Below are 19715 nucleotides of genomic sequence, written 5' to 3' on the forward strand. Positions count from 1 at the left end.
GCGCACCTACCCCGACCAGCACCACTACCAACTCGACGCCTGATCAACGACTTTCCCTCGGAAGGAGCCGCACCCATGCTCGTTCATGGGCCTGGCGGGCTGTTCTGGCAGGCAGGTTGGCGTGGCCGTCCTGGGCCTGCTTGTTGTCCGCGGACAACGTTCACTCGTGATTGAGAGGCCTGGACGTTTGTTGTCCGCGGCCAACAAACGTGGGCAGACACGTGCTTTACGGGGTTTCCGAACCGGTTCAGGCGAGTAAGGTAGCGCCATGACCGCGCCATACGACCCGACCGATCGGGAAAAGGTAGTAGCCAAGCTGCCTGCTGAGCTGCGCAAGGAGTTGAAGGTCCGGGCGGCGGAACTGGGGAAGGACATCCAGGACGCCGTCACTGAAGGTGTTGAGGCCTGGCGGAAGGCAAAGGACCGCCCGGTGGTCGACACCGCTGGGGGCACGTCGTTCGCGACCTATCTCCCGGCCGGGCTGTACGGCAAGCTCAAGCAGGACTGCAAGGCCCGCAGCGTCTCTTACAACCAGGGGATCGCCCAGTCGATCCGCTTGTGGCTCGACAGCAACCCGTCCCCACGCCCGAGGCCAGCGCGGGTCACCGGAGCGCGCCGGATCATCTTCGGTAACCAGAAGGGCGGCGTGGGCAAGACATCGGTCTCCGCCGGCGTCGCCCAAGCGCTCGCAGAGTCTGGGCACCGCACGCTGCTTATCGACTTCGACCCGCAGGGCCACCTCACCAAGCAGCTTGGCTATCCGATGCTCGACATCGATGAGGCCAGCTTGGCCAAGCACATGCTGAAGGAGGCCAAGGGCGAGCTGAGCGAGCTGCTCGTGCCGATAAAGGGTGGTGACTTCGAAGAGCATCTGTGGCTGCTGCCCGCTTGCAAGGACGCGTTCCTACTCGATGCGAAGCTGGCCACCACCAAGGCCGTACGTATCAAGGAGACGGCGTTGGAGAAGGCCCTCGAGCCGGTGGAGCAGGAGTTCGACTACATCATCGTCGACTGCCCCCCGAGCCTGGGCTACTCCATGGACACCGCCCTGTACTACTGCCGCACCCGTGACGGGGAAGAACCCAACGCCTCCGGCATCGTGGTCCCAGTGCTGGCCGAGGACTCCTCCGCTGACGCCTACGACATGCTCTACGACCAGGTCCAGGACCTCATTGAGGACATGGACATCGACATTGCTCTGCTGGGCTTCGTGGTCAACATGTACGACAGCCGCAAGGGTTTCGTCGCCACGTCATCGCTCGACGAATGGCGCAACATCGGCGAACCGCCCGTCCTCGCCGTGGTTCCCGAGCTGAAGGACCAGCGCGAAGCGGTCCGTGTGAAGAAGCCGCTGCTCGTGCACGCGCCCTACGGTGACCAGGCAGATGTGATGCGGACTGTGGCACGGAGGATCAGCGCATGAGTGTCGCCGACAAGTTGGGGACCGGATCGTCGTTCGGCAACGTTACTCGAGGACGTAGTGCCCGAGGTCGTGCCAAGGCCGTCGCTCAGGGGGATGTGCCTGCGTATGAGCTTGTGCGGCTGCAGCTGGACGAGGTCGCGCCCACCCCGTTGAATCCGCGCCGGAACTTCGGCACGGAGGAGGAGCTGACTCGCTTCGGTGAGGAGCTGCGTCAGGCGCAGTTGTCGGCCTGTGTCGCTGTCACTCGTGACGCCTACCTGATGCTGTGGCCCGAGCATGAGGAACGGATCGGTTCCGCCAAGCATGTTCTGATCAACGGTGAGCGGCGCTATCGGAGCGGCGTTCATGTCGGGGTGGAAGCGCTGGACTTTGTTGTCCGGGACGACCTGGCTTCCTCTCGTGAGCAGTTCATCAATCACCTGCTCAAGGAGAACCTCGACCGTGAAGACTTCGACGTCATAGAGCGGGCCCGAGGTGTGCAGCACTTGGTGGACGTCTGTGCGGAGAAGGGGGAGCGTGGTGCTCGTTCTCGTGCCGCTGAGCAGTTGGGGAAGGACCGGTCCTGGGTAACCAACCAGCTCATCCTGTTGGAGCTGCCGGCGGAGTTGCAGTCGATGCTCAGCGCTGGCAGCCTCGCGGAGCGTGATGGCCGGCTCCTTGCCCGCCATTTGAAGGACAATCCAGGTCTTGGTGCCGCAGCGCTACTGGATCATCTTGAGCAGACGAAGACGGCAGCGGCCATGCTCAAGCAGCAGGAGAAGGAAGCGCTGGAGCTCGTACGGGGAGCCCAGGCGGGGACGGCCGCAGGGGCTTTGTTGTCCGCGGACAACAACGGCACCGAGTCCGAAGGCGATGCTGCGCAGACGACTCAGCAGTCGAGTTCGTTGTCCGCGGACAACGAACCATCCGGCCACTCCGGCACAGCGGACGCTACGGGCGTCTCAGTGCAGAAGCGTCGGACACTGAACGGTGGCAAGAAGACGGCGGAGTCCTCTTCGGCGCTGCCCGGACAGCGGAACGACCCGGCTGGTGATGCAGCGGGCACGGAAGAGGAGCAGGAGGCCAGCCAGCCCAAGCGGTTGCCGTATGACAACCCCGTCTATGTGGCCATGCATCTGGAAGTCAAGATGGAGCCTGAGGACTTCCTGGAGTCCACGCGCTTGATGGCAACGAAGTGCTGGGACAGGGCCGGGCTGAACCCCTCCCTCAACCTGTTGAAGGACATGCTGAGGGAGGCAAAGCAACACGACCCGGAGTCGCTACAGTCCCTGCTTGCCGAGTTCACGAGCGAGACCATGACGGCTTGACCTCGACAGTGCGACACGAAGCGCTGCAAGAACAGGGGCGCCTTGAAACACAGAAAGGCCCGGCTTCCCTCATCGTGACGGGAAGCCGGGCCTTGGCATGTCGGTTACGTGTTTCAGGTCGCTGGCGCGTCTTCGTCAGGGTTGGAGATGCTGGCGGCGGTCACTGGGGTGGCCGGGTGACACATAGCAGTGGTCGGGACGGCACCGGGCTCGGTGAATACTGGCGCAGTGCCGTTGTTCCTCAGCTGCGCTATTTCGGCTGTCTGCAGATCGCTCTGGACCTTCGTGGAGCATGATGTCCGCCATGCATGAAACGACTGCAGACCAGGTGGCGGAGGCCGACCGGATCAAGGTGTGGTTCCGATTCGTGCCTCGAGAGGGCTGGATCCCTCAAGACACCGAGGGCCTATGGGCGATGAAGATCGGCGATGACACTGCTCGCGTGATGAACGCTGCGTTCCTTCAGGATGGAGTCGCCGAAGGCGACATCGTTCGGTTCCGTACCGACGCCGACGGGGTCCACTGGGCCATCGGACGTGTCACCGCGTCGGGCAACTGCACTGTTCGGGTCGTGCCGATCCCTTCTGGTCCCCTGGGCCGCAGCCCCCAGGCCGTCCATAAGCGGTTCGAGGCGTTCGGACTTGGGGGCGAGGTCTTCAGCGCGGACTTCCCGATGGTCGCTTTCACCGTGCCGGCCGGCGCCGACTTCTCAGCGGTCAAGAACCTTCTCATCCATGGTGAGGCAGACGGCTGGTGGCACTACGAGGTCGGCTGCGGCAGTGATGCCTGGTGGAACGCCTAACGACAAGGGTCTGACAGCGGCCTCGGGCTCACTCCGTGCCGGGGGAGCTTAGGGTCCGCCCATGTCCGAGTCCGACCCTCATTTGTGGTCTCTGGTCAACAAGCTCCAGCCCGGTCCGGTGAGAAGCGTGACAGTCGCGGGCTTCGACGGACCGGATGTCCTCGTCACGCTTGGGGAACCGGGCGACGGGGTGCCGAAGTCGGTCGCATCCCGCGACACGAGGCGTCGATTCACCGCATCGGCCACCCTTCCGAGCTCTTCACGGTGGGCCAGCGGATCGAGGCCGAAGAGATCGGACGCTGGCGAGGACAGCTGACACTCTCCGCCCGGGCCTGCGAGAACTCTGAACTCCGGGCCTTTCTCTTGGCCCTCAAGCCGGGGCAGCTGGTGTCCGGGACCGTGTCGGGGGTCCACAACTTCGGAGTCTTCGTCCATCTGGACGGCGAGCCCGACGACCTGTGCACCGGATTCGTCCGCGTGCCCGACCTGACCTGGTCACCGATCAGCCACCCCGCGGAAGCGGTCGAGACCGGTCGGAGGATCACCGGCAAAGTGATCATGTCCGAGACGCGCCAGGGGCAGGTCACCATCTCCTTGAAAGCTCTGCAGGAGGACCCCCTCGTCCGGTTCGCTGCTCACACAGGCCACGTCCTCCGCGGCACCATCACAAAGATCCTCCCGTTCGGTGTGGTCGTCCGGCTCGCTCCCGACGTGGAGGGCCTTCTGCACCTCTCCGAGCTGACCAGCGCGCCTGCCGAAAGCCCTGACCGGCTCGTCAGCGAGGGCGACCAGATCACGGTGCGGGTTGCGGAGGTTGACCGTCAGCGGCACCGCGTAAGGCTCTGCGCCGTTGCTGAGAACCTCTGACTCCTGAGCTCTATCGGCCGCTCCTTATCGCTGTGCGGCCTCGGGAAAGCCCAGCCTGTCCAGCAGCGCGTCGAACAGGTCCTCGACGAAGGTCTGCTGGGAGCGCAAGAGGTCCTCGATCTCCGACTGCCCTGCCACGCCTCCGACGCCAGCTGCTGCTGCCCACGCCAGAGCGTCTTGAGCAGAGGCCGGCACCTCCGCGTCAAGCTCAGCGCGCTTGCGCTGCACCGCTTCGTTGAACTCCGGCGTGTTCACCCACATGCTCTGGTCGTCCAAGTCCTCGGGTTCCTCGGCCCACAGCAAGGCGGCCACCTGAAGGTTCAGACATGCCCGCCAGCTCTGTCCGTCGGCGCTCATCCCGGTGACGAGGGCGACGTCACTGTCGTAGACGTCAGCGACGCAAGCCGCCTGCCCAGTGCACTCCACCAGGGCGCGGAGATCCTCTTCTTCCCATAGGCCGTGATCAAGCTGGAGTGTCTGCCAGCCGCCCGGCCGCGGCAGCCACGCGTGCACGGTCTCCTTCAGCTCCCGGTGAATGCTGCCGAAAGCTGGCACCTCCAGCAGTGAGCGCTCGCTGCGGCCGAAGACCAGGTGGCCCGAAAACCCCACGGTTGCCCTCCCCAACGACGATGTCCGCACGATAGGGCCTGGCACGGACAATGCCCCGGCCACGCCTGGCTCTGTCCACGAGAACGGGTTCTGGCGCACATTCCGTGAACGATCTTGCTGGCTCTCGCCGGCAGGAGGCGCGCACGTTACGTGAGCTGCGAGGACCACGCGTCACTGGAGTCCGGTGAAGCCGGACTCAAGATCGTTCACGGAATGTGTGCCAGAACCCGAGAACGGACAGCGGATGTTCAGCACTTCGGGAGGCACCTGGTTGTTTCACTCGAATCGAACTGTCCATGTGTTTCGGCAGCGCCGGAGGCAGCGATCAGGCCGTCCAATCGTTGCCGGAGTGCCACTGCTGCACCCACTGCTCGAAGCCCCAGGCGTCCTCCCCGGGCACCGGGCCGGCTCCTACGTCGGACACCATCCAGACCTCGCCCCGGCGAGGTCCCATGGTCACCAGCACCCAGAACGACTGCCCGTCCTCTGAACCGAGAACGATCGACCCCTTGGTGTACACGGCGTCGGTGCGTGGATCGTCCTCAGGGTCGACCGTCTCGTCGTCCTCCCACTGCCAGGCCGCCTCCAGGGGGAACAGTTCCCCTGGCTGCCGCGGACCGAGGTCCGGCCAGCTCTCGGGCAGCCACCCGAGCGGCTGCAGACCGCCATCTTCTGCGGGACCGAGGCTGCACCCGTTGCTGATCTCCGCAACGAAGGTTCTGTACGGCTCCGGGAGCGTCACCCGGTTCTCGGTCTCCCACGTTGCGACGACTTCATGGCCGAGGGGAGGCTCGCGCCACTCGGGCGCGAACGCAGAACGCAGGAAGTCGAGGGTGGCCTCAACAAGACGCTGATCAGGTGTGGTCGTCACGGCAGCATGCTGGCAGAAGAGGCTGACATCTGATCTTGAGACCCCATCTGCTGCCGCCCTTCGATGCCCTCTGTCAGCCAGCGCGGCCCATTCTCGTGAACATCGAACAGGGGACGGTTCCGGTGCCTCCCGAAGTGCTGAACATCCGCTGTCCGTTCTCGGGTTCTGGCACACATTCCGTGAACGATCTTGAGTCCGGCTTCACCGGACTCCAGTGACGCGTGGTCCTCGCAGCTCACGTAACGTGCGCGCCTCCTGCCGGCGAGAGCCAGCAAGATCGTTCACGGAATGTGCGCCAGAACCCGTTCTCGTGGACAGAGCCACCACGCCCCTGGCTGCCCCGGGGAGCGCCTCTTTCAAGAGGGGGTACGCCTGCGACGTGACACGGTCGACGGAGGCAACGTGATCAGATCACGCCCTGTACTTACGCGTCCGACTGTCGGCGGGCGGCGATGTACCCCGTCCAGTCCCGCTTGGCCAGGGTGGCCCACCGGGTCGCATTGCTCACGCTGGTGCCTGTCAGTTCGGCGAGGATCGATGCCGGAACATCGGAGGCCAAGGCGAGGCGGGCCGCGTTGCGGCCGGCGAGTCCCTTGAGTCCGTACTTCCGGAGTTGGAGGTTGATCGACTCCAGGCGAAGCGGACGGGCCGGATTGTGGCCCGGAAAGAGCCAGGGGGTTGTGCTGGCGGAGCGGTTGTTCTGCCAGGCCGATTCGGCTTGTTCGAGGAGCTGCCCGACAAGGTCCGAGATGCGGGGCGGCAAGTCCACGTGGTGGCCGTTCAGGTGCAGGCGGACGGTGCTTTCGTTCCGCGAGACATCCTCAGTGGTGAGTCGGAGAATCTTGCTGATCTGAAGCCCGAGGAGGAGGACGAGGCTGCCGACGACTCGCGCGGTGAGAGGGATGTGCTCGTCCTCGACACAGCGCCGGAGCTGCTGCACGCGCTCGTCGTCCTCAATGAAGATGCTGGGCTGTTCCACCCGGCGCGTCGGAACGTTCAGGCTGCGGGCGAGCTTGTGGCGGTGTGCCCATTGCAGGAACGGGCGGATGTCCCTGCGCTGCCGCGTGCCCTGGGACAGCCAGCGATCGAGCGCCGACTGGTTGAGGTCGGCCAGGGCAAGGCCTTCGTCGTCCAGCCAGGCGAGCAGCTCCAGTGCGCGCAGGATGAGGGAGCGGGTCCTTGCCAGGGATGAGGAGCCCAGCCCCTGGCCGCGCCGGGTCCGGTCGCGGTGACGGCGGATCACGTACCAGTGCGCGAAGGGGCTGACGATCTGCCGGTGCCCCGGAGGTGCCTGCGCCAGGACCTGGTCGGTCCAGCGGGGCAGGCGTTCGGGACCTGTCCCCGAGTGGTGGACACCTCCGATACCGGCCCCGGCAGGGGCCGGGCAGGAGGCATCTTTTATGGTGATGAAGGTCTACTCGCCCGAGTTCAAGGCGGACGCGGTCGCGCTGTACCTGTCGGACCCGAGCCACACCTTCGAGGGCATCGGCAAGGATCTGGGGATCAGCCGCGAGACGCTGCGCAACCGGGTGCGGGCCGAACGGGCCCGCCACGGCGGGGGCAGCACGACGAGCACGAGCACGGAGAAGAACACGGTGGATTCCCCGCCGACGGCCGAGGAGCTTCAGGCCGAGAACGAGGCCCTGCGCCGGGAGCCGGCGGCAGCGCGCAAGGAGATGCACCGGCTCGCCACCGAACGGGACATTCTCCGCAAGGCGACAAAGTTTTTCGCACAAGAGATGACCTGGTGACCAACCGCTTCCAGTTCATCGAGGACCACCACCGCGCCTTCGGCGTGCAGCGGTTGTGCCAGGTGCTGGAGGTGGCCCGCTCCAGCTTCTACAAGTGGCGGACCAGCCGTGCGGCCCGCGCCGCGCGCGAGCGGGCCGACGCCGCGCTCGCCGAGCGGATCCGGGCCGTGCACGCCGAGTGGGACGGCACCTACGGTCGCCCGCGGATCACCGCCGAGCTGCGCGACGACGGCGAGCGCGTGAACCACAAGCGGGTCGGACGCGTCATGCGCAAGTACGGCATCGCCGGGCTGCGGCTGCGCAGGCGCCAGGTCACCACCGTGCCCGAACCGTCCGCCGCCCCGGTGCCGGACCTGCTGCGGCGCGACTTCACCGCGAGCGCGCCGAACCTCAAGTACGTCGGCGACATCACCTACCTGCCGGTGGGCGACGGCGAGTTCCTGTATCTGGCGACGGTGATCGACTGCTTCTCGCGCCGTCTGGTGGGCTGGTCGATCGCCGATCACATGCGCACCTCGCTGGTCGCCGATGCGCTCCGGGCTGCCGCCCGAACGCGGGGCAGCCTGGCCGGCGCCGTCTTCCACAGCGATCACGGAGCGCAGTACACCTCCCGCCAATTCGCCGATATATGCGCCGAGTTGGGAGTGACCCAGTCCATGGGCGCGGTCGGCACGAGCGCGGACAATGCCCTCGCCGAGTCGTTCAACGCGGCCCTCAAACGCGAGACGCTTCGTGGCGCCCGCCGCTTCAACGGGGTCCGCGCCTGCCGCCTGGCCGTCTTCCGCTGGACCACCCGCTACAACACCCGCCGCAGGCACTCACGCCTCGGGCAGCAGGCACCGATCGCTTACGAGCAGCAGTCAGCTACCCTGACACTTACCGCATAACGACACGAATGGTGTCCACTCTCCGGGGACAAGGCCCCAGGGCGGGGGGCCGGCGACGGGCCGGTGACCGCGAGATCCTGGCGGCGATCATCTACCTGGCCACCTCGGGCTGCACCTGGCGACAGCTTCCGCCGGTGTTCGGTCCGGCCTGGCCCACGGTCAACCGGCGCTTCGCTCAGTGGAGCAGGGAGAGGGTCTGGGCGAAGCTCCACCGCGTCATCCTCGACGAGCTCGGCGCCCGCGGCGAGCTGGACTGGTCGCGGTGCGCAATCGACTCCGTCAGCATCCGGGCGGCAAAGGGGGGGCCACTGACCGGACCGAATCCGACCGACCGTAGCAAGAGCGGATCGAAAATCCACCTGATCTGCGACCGCAGCGGGCTGCCCCTGTCCCGGGGGATCTCCGCGGCCAACCTCCACGACAGCCAGGCCCTGGGACCCCTGGTGAAAGGGATCCCGCCCATCCACTCCCGCCACGGGCCCCGTCGGCGACGGCCCGGCAAGTTGCACGGCGACAAGGGGTACGACTACGACCACCTGCAGCGATGGCTGCGTAAGCGCGGTATCCGCCACCGCATCGCCCGCAAGGGCATCGAGTACCGAAGGAAGCTGAACCGGAGATCTTCCCTACCAGTTGGGCGGCACGTCGGACCCGAAGCCCCCGCCCCGGGGGCGCTTTTCGAAGTGCAGGTGCGGACCGTTGGCGTTGCCGGTCTTACCAACGCGGCCGATCGTCTGCCCGGCCCGCACGGGACCACTGGTGATCAGCTGCTCGGACAGGTGGCAGTAGAAGTAGTCGAAGCCGTCGGCACGCAGGACGAGGAAGTCACCGAAGGCGTCCTCCCTCCCTGCGCGGGTGATGGACCCGTTGCGGACCGCGAGGCACTTCGTGCCCTTCGGGGCGGCGTAGTCCGCCCCCGTGTGGTAGCCCAGGCGCCACTGCGACTTCGGGCCCTTCTTGCGATAGGGCGTGGTCACGGTGTGCCCGGGCACCGGCGAGGAGATCCGGCCGCCCCCGGCCCCATCGCCGACTGCGGGCACCTGGAGCCGGTCCCAGGACTGTCGGCCGGGGATGCCGTCCGCCGCGTCGTCCGAGAACTTCAGCTTGCGCTGCCAGGCCGCGTAGGACTGGCGGTCCGCCTCGGTCCACTCGGGTCCGGGTCCCGCCTGGTACCGCCCGCATCCCTCCGCGACGAGGCGTTTCCCCATCGCGGTGATGATCGGGCTTCTCTGCCCCGGCTTGAAGAACGCCGCTCCGGGGAACGGCTCGTGCGCAGCCATCGCGACCTCCGTGGTATGTCGCAGAGACGAGGACCCTGAATTCGCCCGTGGGGACGGGAGCGGTCCGTGCACCCGGCCGACCGCCGCGATGCCGGACGGCCTTCTCCGGTACGGGGGGGCGAGGCCGGGTGAGGCCGACCCGCCAAACCCGGGCGGCGAAGATTCGAGCCGGGCCGGTCCGTGCCATGACGGTGGCCTATGGGAGCGGCCGTGGCCCACGTCCACGGCGGGCCCGGCTCACGCTCCACGCGGGACCCGTCGGCCCTGGTCCACGACCTGCCCACCTCGGTCACGCCCGCTCATCCCGCGACACGGTCCAAGGAGGACCCTGTCTCCACTTTTTAGGGCATTTGTGTAAATCTTTCTCCTGCGGTGTCACCGCTCCGTGACCCGGGCGTGACAGCGCTCATCTGCGACCTCTCGGCTCCATGCCGGCGAACCACCCGGGGATACACCGCCTCATGACAGTGCAATCCGATGCCTGTGCCACCCCGGTGTCAGCGGCGGCCCGTCACACGCCCCCACCGCGGCCAGCGGGAAGACGGCCGGCAGCGGCCGGCAACGACCGCCGGCCACTCCACTGGCACGAACCCGGCACATCGCAGACGACGTCCGCACCAACTGCGCTCCCGCCGGAAACGCCACACCCGCCACCGCATCGCCCCCGCCGGCAAGCCCGCGAACGCCGCCGGCATGGGGTGCGGCGGCTGGCGCACGGCCGCCTTCGCCACGTCACCCTCACTCGGCCCGGTCAGGGCAAGGTCAGCCAGTGCCTGCCGCGTGTGCTGCTCCTCCCGTTCCCGCCGCACAACCGCGCGATCCGGCAGGGCGATGCCGGCCTCCAGGTCCCGGCGCACCACCCGGTACAACGACGCCAGCGAGGGTACCTCGCCCCCGGCATCCTTCAGATGCCGGTGTAGCACCGACACGTTGCCGCCCGCCTGCGCAAGCACCTCCCACGCCTGGTCGGACAACTCCAGCCGGGCCCGCGGTCTGCGCGCTCCACACGGCCCTCCGTCCGCGCCGCCTCCAGCCAACGTGACAACGCCTCGCTGAGCCGTCCGTCAACCTGCCGGGTGCGATGGTTGGGCGGCAACGAGTCGTCGGACCAGCGCGTCGCGGGAGAACCTGTCCAAGGATGTGCTGCTGCGGCGCCGCCTGCTGCTGGTGCCGTTCGGCTGGGCACCAACATGGGCATCAAGCGGGTCGCGGTGGCCGGCAGGCACGGCGAGTCCGAGGCGACGCTGCGTCGGGGCGGCACCTGTTCATCAACCGGGCCACCATGCGCGCGGCCGTGCGAAAGCTGGTGAACGGGGGGGGATCGTGTCGGCCCGGCCCTCGCCCGTCGACCGTGCTCGGCGCAAGCACCTCCCCCACCGTGGCCCTGGGGCCCTGCGCCGCGTTGGATCCCGCTGCCCGGGACCGGCACGGTATCCCGCGGGAAGGTGACGGGAACGTACCGGGACCGGTGGCACCCAAGGTGGTGACCAGACCGAAGGCAGCCGCACCGCCCCTTGGAGGTCCCGGGCATGTTGGAACAGCAGGACGTTCAGGAGGCGCTCAGCCGCAGCGTCGAGCGACGCCACACCGGAGTCCACCGCGTCGCCGACGAGACCACCGGGCAGAGTTTCCCTCTGCCCGGGGTGCGGTTGGAGCCCACCAACGTCGACACCGGTGACGGCACCACACCGGTGACACGGGTCGTCAGGATCACGACCGGCCCCGGCATCACCGACTACGTCACGCACGAGACCGAGTTCGCCTACTCCACCTACGGCATCCATGTCGGCCAGGACGACCGTCTCACCTTCTTCGGTGACGACCAGCGGATCGCCGTCCACCTCATCGACTGCCGCGAGGACAGCCCGCAGCTCGGTGACGAGATCACGATCGAACTCGCGGTCTCGGCGTACCGGGTCCTGATCATCCCGAAGGGGGTCGCCCACACCCTCGACGGGCTCGGCGGCGTCGTCACCCGCGACGAGCCCGTCTGGTATGCGGACAGCAACCCGGACTGGAACCCGGACAACGACCTGGTCTCCTTCCCACGCACCGCCTCGTCGGCCCCAGTCGTCCAGACCAACCGGCACGAGCTGCCGGTCTCGGCCCACCTGTTGGTCTCCCGGATGTCGCAGCGCACGAGCGGCGCCGTGCGCGGGGCCTACGGTGCCCGTTACCGCGCCACCATCGGCGGCCGGGTGACCTATGTGACGCTGCGCCCGAACTGGCGTGCCGCGGAGGTCGAGATCGTGCCGGGTGGGCCGGTGCGCCGCAACAACTTCACGCTCACCGGACCCGAGTCCTTCACTCTCGTCCCCTCCACGGACAGCTGCACGTCCGACGTGCTGGAGGTGGAACTCGGGCTCGGTGACGAGAAGTTCATCCGGCACGAGCGTTCCCGGCGGCATCTCACCTGGCTGACCGGCAGCCGCGAGGCCGCCGTCGAACTGATCGACGCCGACGGTGAACGGCAGACCGTGCGCCTAGGCGATCCCACCATCGCCGTGCGCATCCCCCCTGGAACGTGGTACCGACTCACCGGCCGCGGCCGGGCGTGGTTCCGGTCCGAGACGGAGCTGCTGGACGTCGATCCGACCGCAGTCCAGCACTTTCCCGGACAGGACGCCGAGCTCGCCAACGAGGACGGGACCGGTGCCGCACGAGCCGAGCAGGACAGCGACCGCTACCTGCCTGGAGCCTCCCTGCACGCGCTCGCGCGTATGGAGGCGACCGCCATGTCCCTCACTTGAGAGAGGAAGTCCACCATGTCCATCACCACCAAGGACGTTACCGGCTGGCAGCAGGACCTCGACTCCATGATCGGCGATGTCACCGACGCGTCCGCCCGCACGGCCCTCGAGAGCCTGCGCTCCGCACTCGAGCCGTACTTCGAGAAGCCGGAGTACTTCCGGTCGGTCCTGAGTAAGATCCAGAAGACCATACTCACGGCGGACGTCGAGTCCGAGATCACCTCGCACTCCTTCGCCGACATCGAGGAGCTGAAGGCCATGCTCCCCGACGACGTGGCCGTCACCACCATCCAGTAGCAGCGCCGAACGGCCCCCCGGGGCGGATCCGTCCGCCCCGGGGGCCGCCGTGCCACCCCATGGCGACGTCCACCAGGAAGGAGGAGGCCGTGCAGACCTTCCCCAAACCTCACCTGATCATGAGCAGGTCCGTGCGATCAGCGGACGACTGCGGACTGCCCGGCGCGGTCCGCGTCAAGACCTCCCGCAATGATGTGCCGTACCACTTCGTCGTGCACAGCCCGCAGTTCACGTACAAGGACTACGGGGTCCACCGGGGCCAGTACGACCGCCTCTCCTTCTTCGCCGCACCCGGCACCGGTCCGGTGACCGTCCACCTGTACGACTGCCGCGACGGGTCGCCCGAGTTCGACCGGAAGTTCGAGATCAAGGTGCCGGCCGACGGCTCGTGCGTGCTGGGGATCCCGCCGGGATACGCGCACTGGTTCGAGGATCTCGGCGATGTGACGACGCGCAACGACTACTCGATCCTCGCCCCGAGCGACCCCGGCACCGGGTGGGACCCGCTGCACGACAACGCCACCTGGCTGGTGGACGACATGCACGCCCGGCGTCCCACCGTGCGCGCGAACACCGAGGAACTCCCGCCGTCGGCCCAGTTCCTGATCTCCAAGGCCGTCGCCATGAGCTGGCGCGGCGGCTCCACCACGGAGGGCAAGGTCACCACCGTGGAGGTCGGCGGAAGGCGTCAACAGCTTTATCTGGACCGCGACCTGGGCGTCGCGCCGGTGAGCACTCCCGCATGCCAGCTCGCCACGGTCGGTTACGAGGTTGGGGCGCACATGGCCGTACAGCACCAGTCGTACGCGGTCGGCGCGAACGTCACCAGCGGTCTGTCCGAGACGCTGATCTACACCTCCGACGGCAGCTGGCCCGCGTTCTACAGCGCCCACCCCGACATGACTACGAAATACTCGCCGCTGCTGTACGACAACCCCGAGATGGAGATCGAGGTCGTCGACCGCCGTTCGGACTCGCCGACCTTCGGGCTCGCGCAGGTGCTGCCCTTCCCCCAGGATCCGAGGACCGTGCTCACGCTGGAACCCGGCGTGCTGAGCCGGGTGCGCGGCAACGGACGGCTGCATTACCGCATGGAGGTCGAGGTGCACCACGGCCGCAGCGGCCGCAACCTCCAGCTCGTCGTGCCCGTCCCCGCACACGGCGAACTCCCCATCTACACTGCTCCCGGCTCGCTCGTCGAGGAGTCCGTCGTACGGGAGTTGGCCTTCGGATGACCACCGTTCAGGAAAATCCCGACACGCGTGCGGGCACCGCCCTCTCGGCCGGTGCCCGGCGCTGGTTCGGCATGCTGCTCGTCGGCTTCGTCGCGCTGGTCCTCGCCCGGGCCATGAGCGAGGGCGTCTACGACCTGGCGTTCGCCAACCTGGCCCTGGACCTGTCCGGGCTCGTCACCACCATCGGGCTCGTCTATTTCGCCGGATACGGGGTCGAGGTCGCCGCCTCCCTGCTGTTCGCGCCCCTGATCGACCGCGGCAGCCCGCTGCGGGTGCTGGTGATCGCCTACCTCGTGAAGACCGGACTGTTCGGGCTCATCGGCCTGGGCTCGACGTTCCTGTCCGGGCGGCTGTGGGCCATCGTCGTCGCCGCGGCCACCGTCGACATGGTCCATCAGGTCGGCGAGATGGCGCTGTCGGTCCTGCTGCCCCGCATGTTGGCACCCGAGACTCTGGTCCGTGTCCAGGGCGTGGGAGCGACCGCCCGGTCGGTCGGCGAACTGCTGTCACCGGTCCTCGCGGGCAGCGTCCTGGCGTTGCTGCCCGGCGCACGCGCCCTGATGGTGGCCGGCGTCTTCCAGATCGTCGCGCTGCTCCTGCTGTGCGTCGTCCTCGCCGCGGTCCGGGCCCATCGGCGCACCGTCCTCCCGCGGGGCGAGCGGTCGGACGACAAGGACGCGGCGGAGCCAGCCGGGCCGGTGACCCGCCGCGAGGTCGCCCGTACCATCGTGCGTAGCGCCGCCTGGCGCCGCTACGCCGTCCTGGACACCCTGACCACGCTCGCGCTGTCGTCCGTCGTGCTGTCCATGCTGGCCCTGCTGCGCGAACAGCTCGGACTCTCACCGGCGCGTGCCGCCACCTTCATGGCCTTCTCGACGCTCGGTTCGATCGTCGGCGGGCTCGTCGTGGCCAAGGGCGGCTCGGCGGGCCTGTACCGCAGCATGCACTGGTCGCCCGCCGTGGCGGGCGCCGGGACGCTCACGATGCCGCTGCTGGGACGCAACGACGTCCTGCTCGCCCTGTGCATGATCCTCTTCGGCATCGGCTTCACCGTGTACCTGCGGTCGGCGGGGCTCGTGCTGCAACTCCGTGCGCCGCTGCACCTGCTAGGTACCTGGAGCGGCTTGCTAGACGCCGTCGGGCGGGTGGTGTGCGCGCTCGGTATCCTGCTAACCGGATTCGCCCTGGACATGGTCGGCGGCACCGCCGTGTACGCCGTGTTCGGTGTCCTGCTGCTGGTGATGGGACCGTGCTGGGGGCACTTCGACCGGGTGCACCGCGACGGACTGGATGCCACCGCGCACCACCCGGCGCGGGAAGGCGCGGGAAGAGAACGGGAATGATTCGGGAAGTGTCCCGGCCATGATCGTCATGTCCGAGCCCTCCCCTGACGAAGGCGGAACCGTGAACCGACCGGCCATATGGACCCTGCCCCTCCTCGCCGCCGTCCTGCTCACCATGTCGGGGACGGCGGGCGTCGCCGGACCCGTCGCCGACCAGGGGGCCCGTCCCATACTGGCGGACAATCAGGGCCCCACGCTCGTCGAGCCCTGAACCATCCTTGAGCGCCGTGGCGGTTCAGGCGGTGAGGCAGCAGCCCGAGCCATGCGCCTGCGTGTCCATCAGCTCGAAGACCTCGTCGGCGGCGTCCCAGTAGCGGGCCGCCGCCGACGCGTCGCCCAGTCCCTGTACGGCCTTGGCCATCCCGCACAGCGCGTGCGCCTCCTCGGCCCGGTAACGCATGGCCGAGGCGATCTCGTAGACCTGGCGGTGCAGCCGCAACGCCTGTTCGTTGCTGCCGAGCTGGCGCCGGACGCGGCCGACGACGTTCTCGATCCTGGCCTGCCGGGTGAGGCTGCCACTGGTGACCGTGAGCGCCTCGGCCCGGTCGGCGAGATCGGCCGCCTCCGGCCGGCGGCCGAGAAGCACGGACGCTTCGGCGGCCAGCGCCAGCGCCAGCGCCGCGTCTCCCGGCGGGCTGGTCCGGTCGCACAGGGCTGTCGCCTGCTCCAGCCGGGCCAGTGCCGCGTCGAACTCGCCCAGCCCCATCTGGGCGAAGGAGAGGTCGATGAGCGCCATCACCTCGTTGTCCCGGTAGCCGAGGTCCTGATTCAGGAGCAGGGACTGCCGGGCCGACGAGGCGGCCTCCGCGTACCTGCCCCACTGGGCGTACAGCGTGCTGAGATTGGTGAGCGTCTCCACCTGTGCCCGCAGCGCCTTCAGTTCCCGCTCCAGGACGAGAGCGCGGTCCAGATGCGGCAGTGCCGAGGTGTGCTGCCCGAGCACCGTACGCAACAGGCCGAGCGTCGATTCGCTGTGGGCCTCTGTATGCAGGTCACCGAGGGCCACGGCCACGTCCTTGCCCTCGGTGGCCGCCTCGATGCCCTCGTCGATCCGACCGAGCTTCCAGCAGGCCACGGACAGGTTCGACAGGCTCACACTGAGAGCCGGGAGGTCGTCCGCGCGGCGGGCCGCGGCGACCGCGATGCGGCTGAGGTCGCGGAACTCCTCGAAATGACCGAGGGTATTCAGGCGGAAGACGAGATTGCGGGTCAGTCCCACGGTGTGTCGTTCCAGGTCGCTGCGGTCCGCGAGGTGCACCGCGCTGAGCAGACTGCTGTGTTCGCGGTCGAACCAGCGGGCCGCCGTCCCGGGGTCGGCGAGGGCCGGCAGCGGTCCGCCGTAGGGCGACGTGCCGCTGGGCCAGGTGCGCCGTCCGGGAAAGAGCAGCGTGCAGGCCGTCTCGGTGGCCGTCAGGTAGTAGTCCAGCAGTCGGCCCACCGCCGCGCCGTCCGCCCCGCGCGTGTCGGTCCCGCGTAGCTGCCGGGCGAAGGTGCGCACCAGGTCGTGGAACCGGTAGAGCCCCATGTCGGGCTGCTGAAGCAGGTGCACGTCGAGCAGTCGCTCCAGCAGTTGTTCGGCGTGCCACAGGCCCGTGCCGAGCAGTGCGGCGGCGGCGTGTGCGTCGATGTCGACACCGGGGTGCAGAGCGAGCAGCCGGAAGGCCGTGCGGTGTTCCTCGTCCATCGCCTGGTAGGACATGCGCACCGTGGCGGCCACCCCGCGCTCGCCCGCGGACAGCTCCTCCAGCAGGCGTCCCTCGTCGCACAGTCGGTCGGCCATGTACCGCAGAGTCCAGCGCGGGCGGTTGCGCAGTCGGGCGCCCACGATGCGCAGGGCCAGCGGCAGCCGCCCGCACAGCCGGACCAGCTCGTCGCTCGCCTCGGGCTCCGCTGTGCGGCGCGCGCCGCCGAGAATCTCCTCCAGCAGGAGACGTCCGTCACTATGCGGGAGGGGTTCGAGGCTGAGCCAGGCGGCTCCGTCGAGGTCAACGAGCCGGGCGCGGCTGGTGATCAGCACGCTGCAGCCGGTCGACGTCGGCAGCAGCGGGCGCACCTGGGCAGCGTCGGCCGCGTTGTCGAGCAGGAGCAGCAGACGCAGCCCGGCCGTGCTCGAACGCCACAGGGCGGTACGGCTGTCGAGGTCGTCGGGGATGCGTTCCGTGGGCGTCCCCAGGTCGCGCAGCAGTGTCTCCAGCGCGACCGCCGGGGTCAGCGGGGGCTCATCCGGAGTGAACCCCCTCAGATCGACGTGGAGTTGACCGTCAGGGTGAATGTCCGCCACCGTGCGTGCCGCGCGGATGGCCAAGGACGTCTTGCCTGCGCCGCCCATGCCGTCGATCGCGACGATCCGGCAGCTGCCGTCGGCGGACGACGACGCGCAGGACAGCGGTCCGAGCATCGCATCCAGCTCGGCCCGACGCCCGGTGAAGTCGGCGAGATCGTACGGGATCGTGCAGGGCGCCGACCGCCCGGCCGGCGGGGCGGCGGATCGAACAGGCGCGGTATCCTCGCCGCCCGGGGTGACGCCGTGCAGGTCGGCCGTCTCGTGCACCGGTGGCAGCAGCGCGGGATCCTCCCGGAGTATCGACTCGTACAGCGAGCTGAGCCGGGGCCCGGGGTCGATGCCCAGTTCCTCGACCAGCAGTTCCCGTCCCGCGCGGTACTCGGCCAGCGCCTCGGCCGGCCGACCGTCCCGGTACAGAGCCAGCATGAGCTGGGCACGCAGCGGTTCGCGCAGGGGGTGCCGGTCGACCAGGCCTCTGAGGTCGGCGACGAGCGCTCCCGACTCGCCGGCCGCGAGGCGGAGATCGGTCAGCTTCTCCAGTGCGGCCAGACGCCGTTCCTCCAAGGAGGCCGCCGCGTTCGCGATGACCTGCCCGGCGGCTTCGCCAAGTACGGGACCTCGCCACAGGGCGAGCGCGCTCTCCAGAGCACGACGGGCGGCCTCCCGGTCACCCGTGGCCGTGTGCCGGTCCGCCTCCCCGAGCAGCCAGGTGAACTCCGCCAGGTCCAGCGAGTGACGGTCGGCGACGATCCGGTAGCCGGGTGGCTCGGTGAGGACGAACCGGGCGCCCTGTGGGATACGGCGGCGCAGTTCGGCCACGGCCTTGCGGACCTGATGCTCGGCCGTCGGCGGGGCGTCGGCCCAGACGGCGTCCACCAGGCGGGACACCGAGACGACGTGTCCCGCTTCCAGAAGAAGTGTGGCGAGTACGCGCCTAGGGGCGGCGCCACCGAGGTGCAGACGCTCACTCCCAACCCAGCACTCGAGCGGTCCCAGAACTCTCAGCTGCATTGTTTTTTCATCGTCCGCCACCACCGCTCCCCCCTCGGTAGTTTCATGCTATGCATGATCTACCACAGCATCACGCGGTGTCAGAAGAGGGCCTCGAAAAGCCGAGGCTCTATGAGACGGGCGGGTCATCGGGGTTGACCCTGAGCCTGGATTCACCGATCGGTGACCGGAACGAGGAGAGCTTGACGCAGAGAGGTGCCCGCTGAGCTGGGAGGATGGGAGTTCTCACGCTACCGTCTGGCCCGACCAGCAAGGGCGTTGTCACGTTAGCTGACCGACCTGGGATGATCTTGGAGTTGACCGTGCCGGGGAGGGGATCGCTCGTGTCGTCCGCATCGCCGTCGTACCAGGGGCACCGGTACCCGGTGGAGATCATCTCCCACGCGGTATGGCTGTACGTCCGCTTCCCGCTCGGCTTCCGCGAGGTCGAGGAGCTCATGCTCGAGCGCGGCGTCCTCGTGTCCTACGAGACGGTGCGCCGCTGGTGCGGCACGTTCGGGCAGGACTACGCCAACGCCCTGCGCCGCCGGCACCCCCGCCCTGGCGACAAGTGGCACCTGGACGAGGTCTTCATCACGATCAACGGCGAGCAGAAGTACCTCTGGCGCGCGGCTGGCCAGGACGGCAACGTGCTGGACATCCTCGTCCAGAACCGGCGCAACAAGGCCGCGTCCTGGCGCTTCTTCCGTCGGCTCCTCAAAGGAATCGGGGCCGTGCCGAGGGTCATCGTCACGGATAAGCTCCGTTCCTACGGGGCGGCCCACCGCGAGGTGATGCCCTCGGTCGAGCACCACTCGCACAAGGGCCTGAACAACCGGGCAGAGAACAGTCATCAGCCGACGAGGCAGCGTGAACGCGCGATGAAGGGCTTCCGCAGCGTCGGCGGGGCGCAGCGGTTCTTGTCCGCGTTCGGCGGCATCCACCCCACTTCCGGCCCCGCCGCCACCGGATGACCGCCCCCGAATACCGCACCGAGATGACCCTCCGCTTCGCCATCC

General features: G+C 68.3%; 15 protein-coding genes and 3 pseudogenes. 12 read left to right on the forward strand and 6 right to left on the reverse strand.

Annotated features, from left to right (window positions below):
• Positions 1–268: 268 nt before the first annotated feature.
• The 4 genes from JL475_RS34585 (at position 269) to JL475_RS34600 (ending at position 4399) form a co-directional block, all read left to right on the forward strand.
• Positions 269–1423, forward strand: coding sequence for a ParA family protein (locus JL475_RS34585; RefSeq protein ID WP_202282174.1), 1155 nt, complete (start codon positions 269–271; stop codon positions 1421–1423).
• Positions 1420–2730: a plasmid partitioning protein gene (locus JL475_RS40675; protein WP_237409115.1), complete on the forward strand. Its 1311-nt coding sequence runs from the start codon at positions 1420–1422 to the stop codon at positions 2728–2730. Before JL475_RS34585 ends, JL475_RS40675 begins: the two co-directional genes overlap by 4 nt.
• A gap of 292 nt (positions 2731–3022) precedes the next feature.
• Positions 3023–3532: a DUF4265 domain-containing protein gene (locus JL475_RS34595; RefSeq protein ID WP_237409116.1), complete on the forward strand. Its 510-nt coding sequence runs from the start codon at positions 3023–3025 to the stop codon at positions 3530–3532.
• A 264-nt stretch (positions 3533–3796) separates the two neighbouring features.
• A complete protein-coding gene (locus JL475_RS34600; protein WP_307825254.1) occupies positions 3797–4399 on the forward strand; it encodes a S1 RNA-binding domain-containing protein in 603 nt (200 codons plus the stop codon).
• Positions 4400–4423: 24 nt separating this feature from the next.
• Here JL475_RS34600 and JL475_RS34605 read toward each other — a convergent pair whose 3' ends face one another.
• The 3 genes from JL475_RS34605 to JL475_RS34615 form a co-directional block, all read right to left on the reverse strand.
• Entirely contained in the window at positions 4424–5008 is a 585-nt protein-coding gene (locus JL475_RS34605) for a hypothetical protein (RefSeq protein ID WP_202282175.1), read from the reverse strand.
• A gap of 325 nt (positions 5009–5333) precedes the next feature.
• Positions 5334–5879, reverse strand: a complete 546-nt coding sequence (locus tag JL475_RS34610) for an SMI1/KNR4 family protein (protein ID WP_202282176.1) — start codon at positions 5877–5879, stop codon at positions 5334–5336.
• Between the two features lie 424 nt (positions 5880–6303).
• The gene (locus tag JL475_RS34615; protein ID WP_202282177.1) at positions 6304–7122 is read right to left on the reverse strand and encodes a hypothetical protein; all 819 of its coding nucleotides are present in this window, start codon (positions 7120–7122) and stop codon (positions 6304–6306) included.
• Between the two features lie 157 nt (positions 7123–7279).
• Between JL475_RS34615 and JL475_RS34620 the strand changes: the two genes are divergently transcribed.
• Positions 7280–8517 (forward strand): IS3 family transposase gene (locus tag JL475_RS34620; protein WP_202282178.1). Its coding sequence is split into 2 segments (ribosomal slippage): positions 7280–7604 and positions 7604–8517, totalling 1239 coding nucleotides; the frame shifts between segments, so codons are not numbered across the junction.
• Between the two features lie 29 nt (positions 8518–8546).
• A pseudogene (locus JL475_RS34625) lies at positions 8547–9113 on the forward strand (IS5 family transposase); the annotation flags it as partial.
• 30 nt (positions 9114–9143) lie between these two features.
• Here JL475_RS34625 and JL475_RS40680 read toward each other — a convergent pair.
• Positions 9144–9557, reverse strand: coding sequence for a M23 family metallopeptidase (locus tag JL475_RS40680; protein ID WP_307825255.1), 414 nt, complete (start codon positions 9555–9557; stop codon positions 9144–9146).
• Positions 9552–9788: pseudogene (locus tag JL475_RS40685) on the reverse strand (peptidoglycan-binding protein); the annotation flags it as partial. The pseudogene JL475_RS40685 and the gene JL475_RS40680, both read right to left, overlap by 6 nt.
• Before the next feature lie 1538 nt (positions 9789–11326).
• On the opposite strand from JL475_RS40685, the gene JL475_RS34635 reads away from it, so the two are divergent.
• The 5 genes from JL475_RS34635 (at position 11327) to JL475_RS34655 (ending at position 15633) form a co-directional block, all read left to right on the forward strand.
• Positions 11327–12547 carry a hypothetical protein gene (locus JL475_RS34635; RefSeq protein WP_202282180.1) on the forward strand — a complete coding sequence of 407 codons (1221 nt, stop codon included), beginning with the start codon at positions 11327–11329 and terminating at the stop codon, positions 12545–12547.
• A 15-nt stretch (positions 12548–12562) separates the two neighbouring features.
• Positions 12563–12844: a hypothetical protein gene (locus JL475_RS34640; protein WP_202282181.1), complete on the forward strand. Its 282-nt coding sequence runs from the start codon at positions 12563–12565 to the stop codon at positions 12842–12844.
• An 89-nt stretch (positions 12845–12933) separates the two neighbouring features.
• Positions 12934–14079, forward strand: a complete 1146-nt coding sequence (locus JL475_RS34645; RefSeq protein WP_237409117.1) for a hypothetical protein — start codon at positions 12934–12936, stop codon at positions 14077–14079.
• Entirely contained in the window at positions 14076–15422 is a 1347-nt protein-coding gene (locus tag JL475_RS34650) for an MFS transporter (RefSeq protein ID WP_202282183.1), read from the forward strand. Before JL475_RS34645 ends, JL475_RS34650 begins: the two co-directional genes overlap by 4 nt.
• A 61-nt stretch (positions 15423–15483) precedes the next feature.
• Positions 15484–15633, forward strand: coding sequence for a hypothetical protein (locus JL475_RS34655; RefSeq protein ID WP_202282184.1), 150 nt, complete (start codon positions 15484–15486; stop codon positions 15631–15633).
• Positions 15634–15657: 24 nt separating this feature from the next.
• Here the strand turns inward: JL475_RS34655 and JL475_RS34660 are convergent, their stop codons facing one another.
• Positions 15658–18717 (reverse strand): BTAD domain-containing putative transcriptional regulator, encoded by a 3060-nt coding sequence (locus tag JL475_RS34660; protein WP_202282185.1) that lies wholly within the window; start codon positions 18715–18717, stop codon positions 15658–15660.
• Positions 18718–19001: 284 nt separating this feature from the next.
• Here JL475_RS34660 and JL475_RS34665 point away from each other — a divergent pair.
• Positions 19002–19715: pseudogene (locus JL475_RS34665) on the forward strand (IS6 family transposase); the annotation flags it as partial.

It is taken from the genome of Streptomyces sp. M2CJ-2 (assembly GCF_016757295.1).
GTDB lineage: Bacteria > Actinomycetota > Actinomycetes > Streptomycetales > Streptomycetaceae > Streptomyces.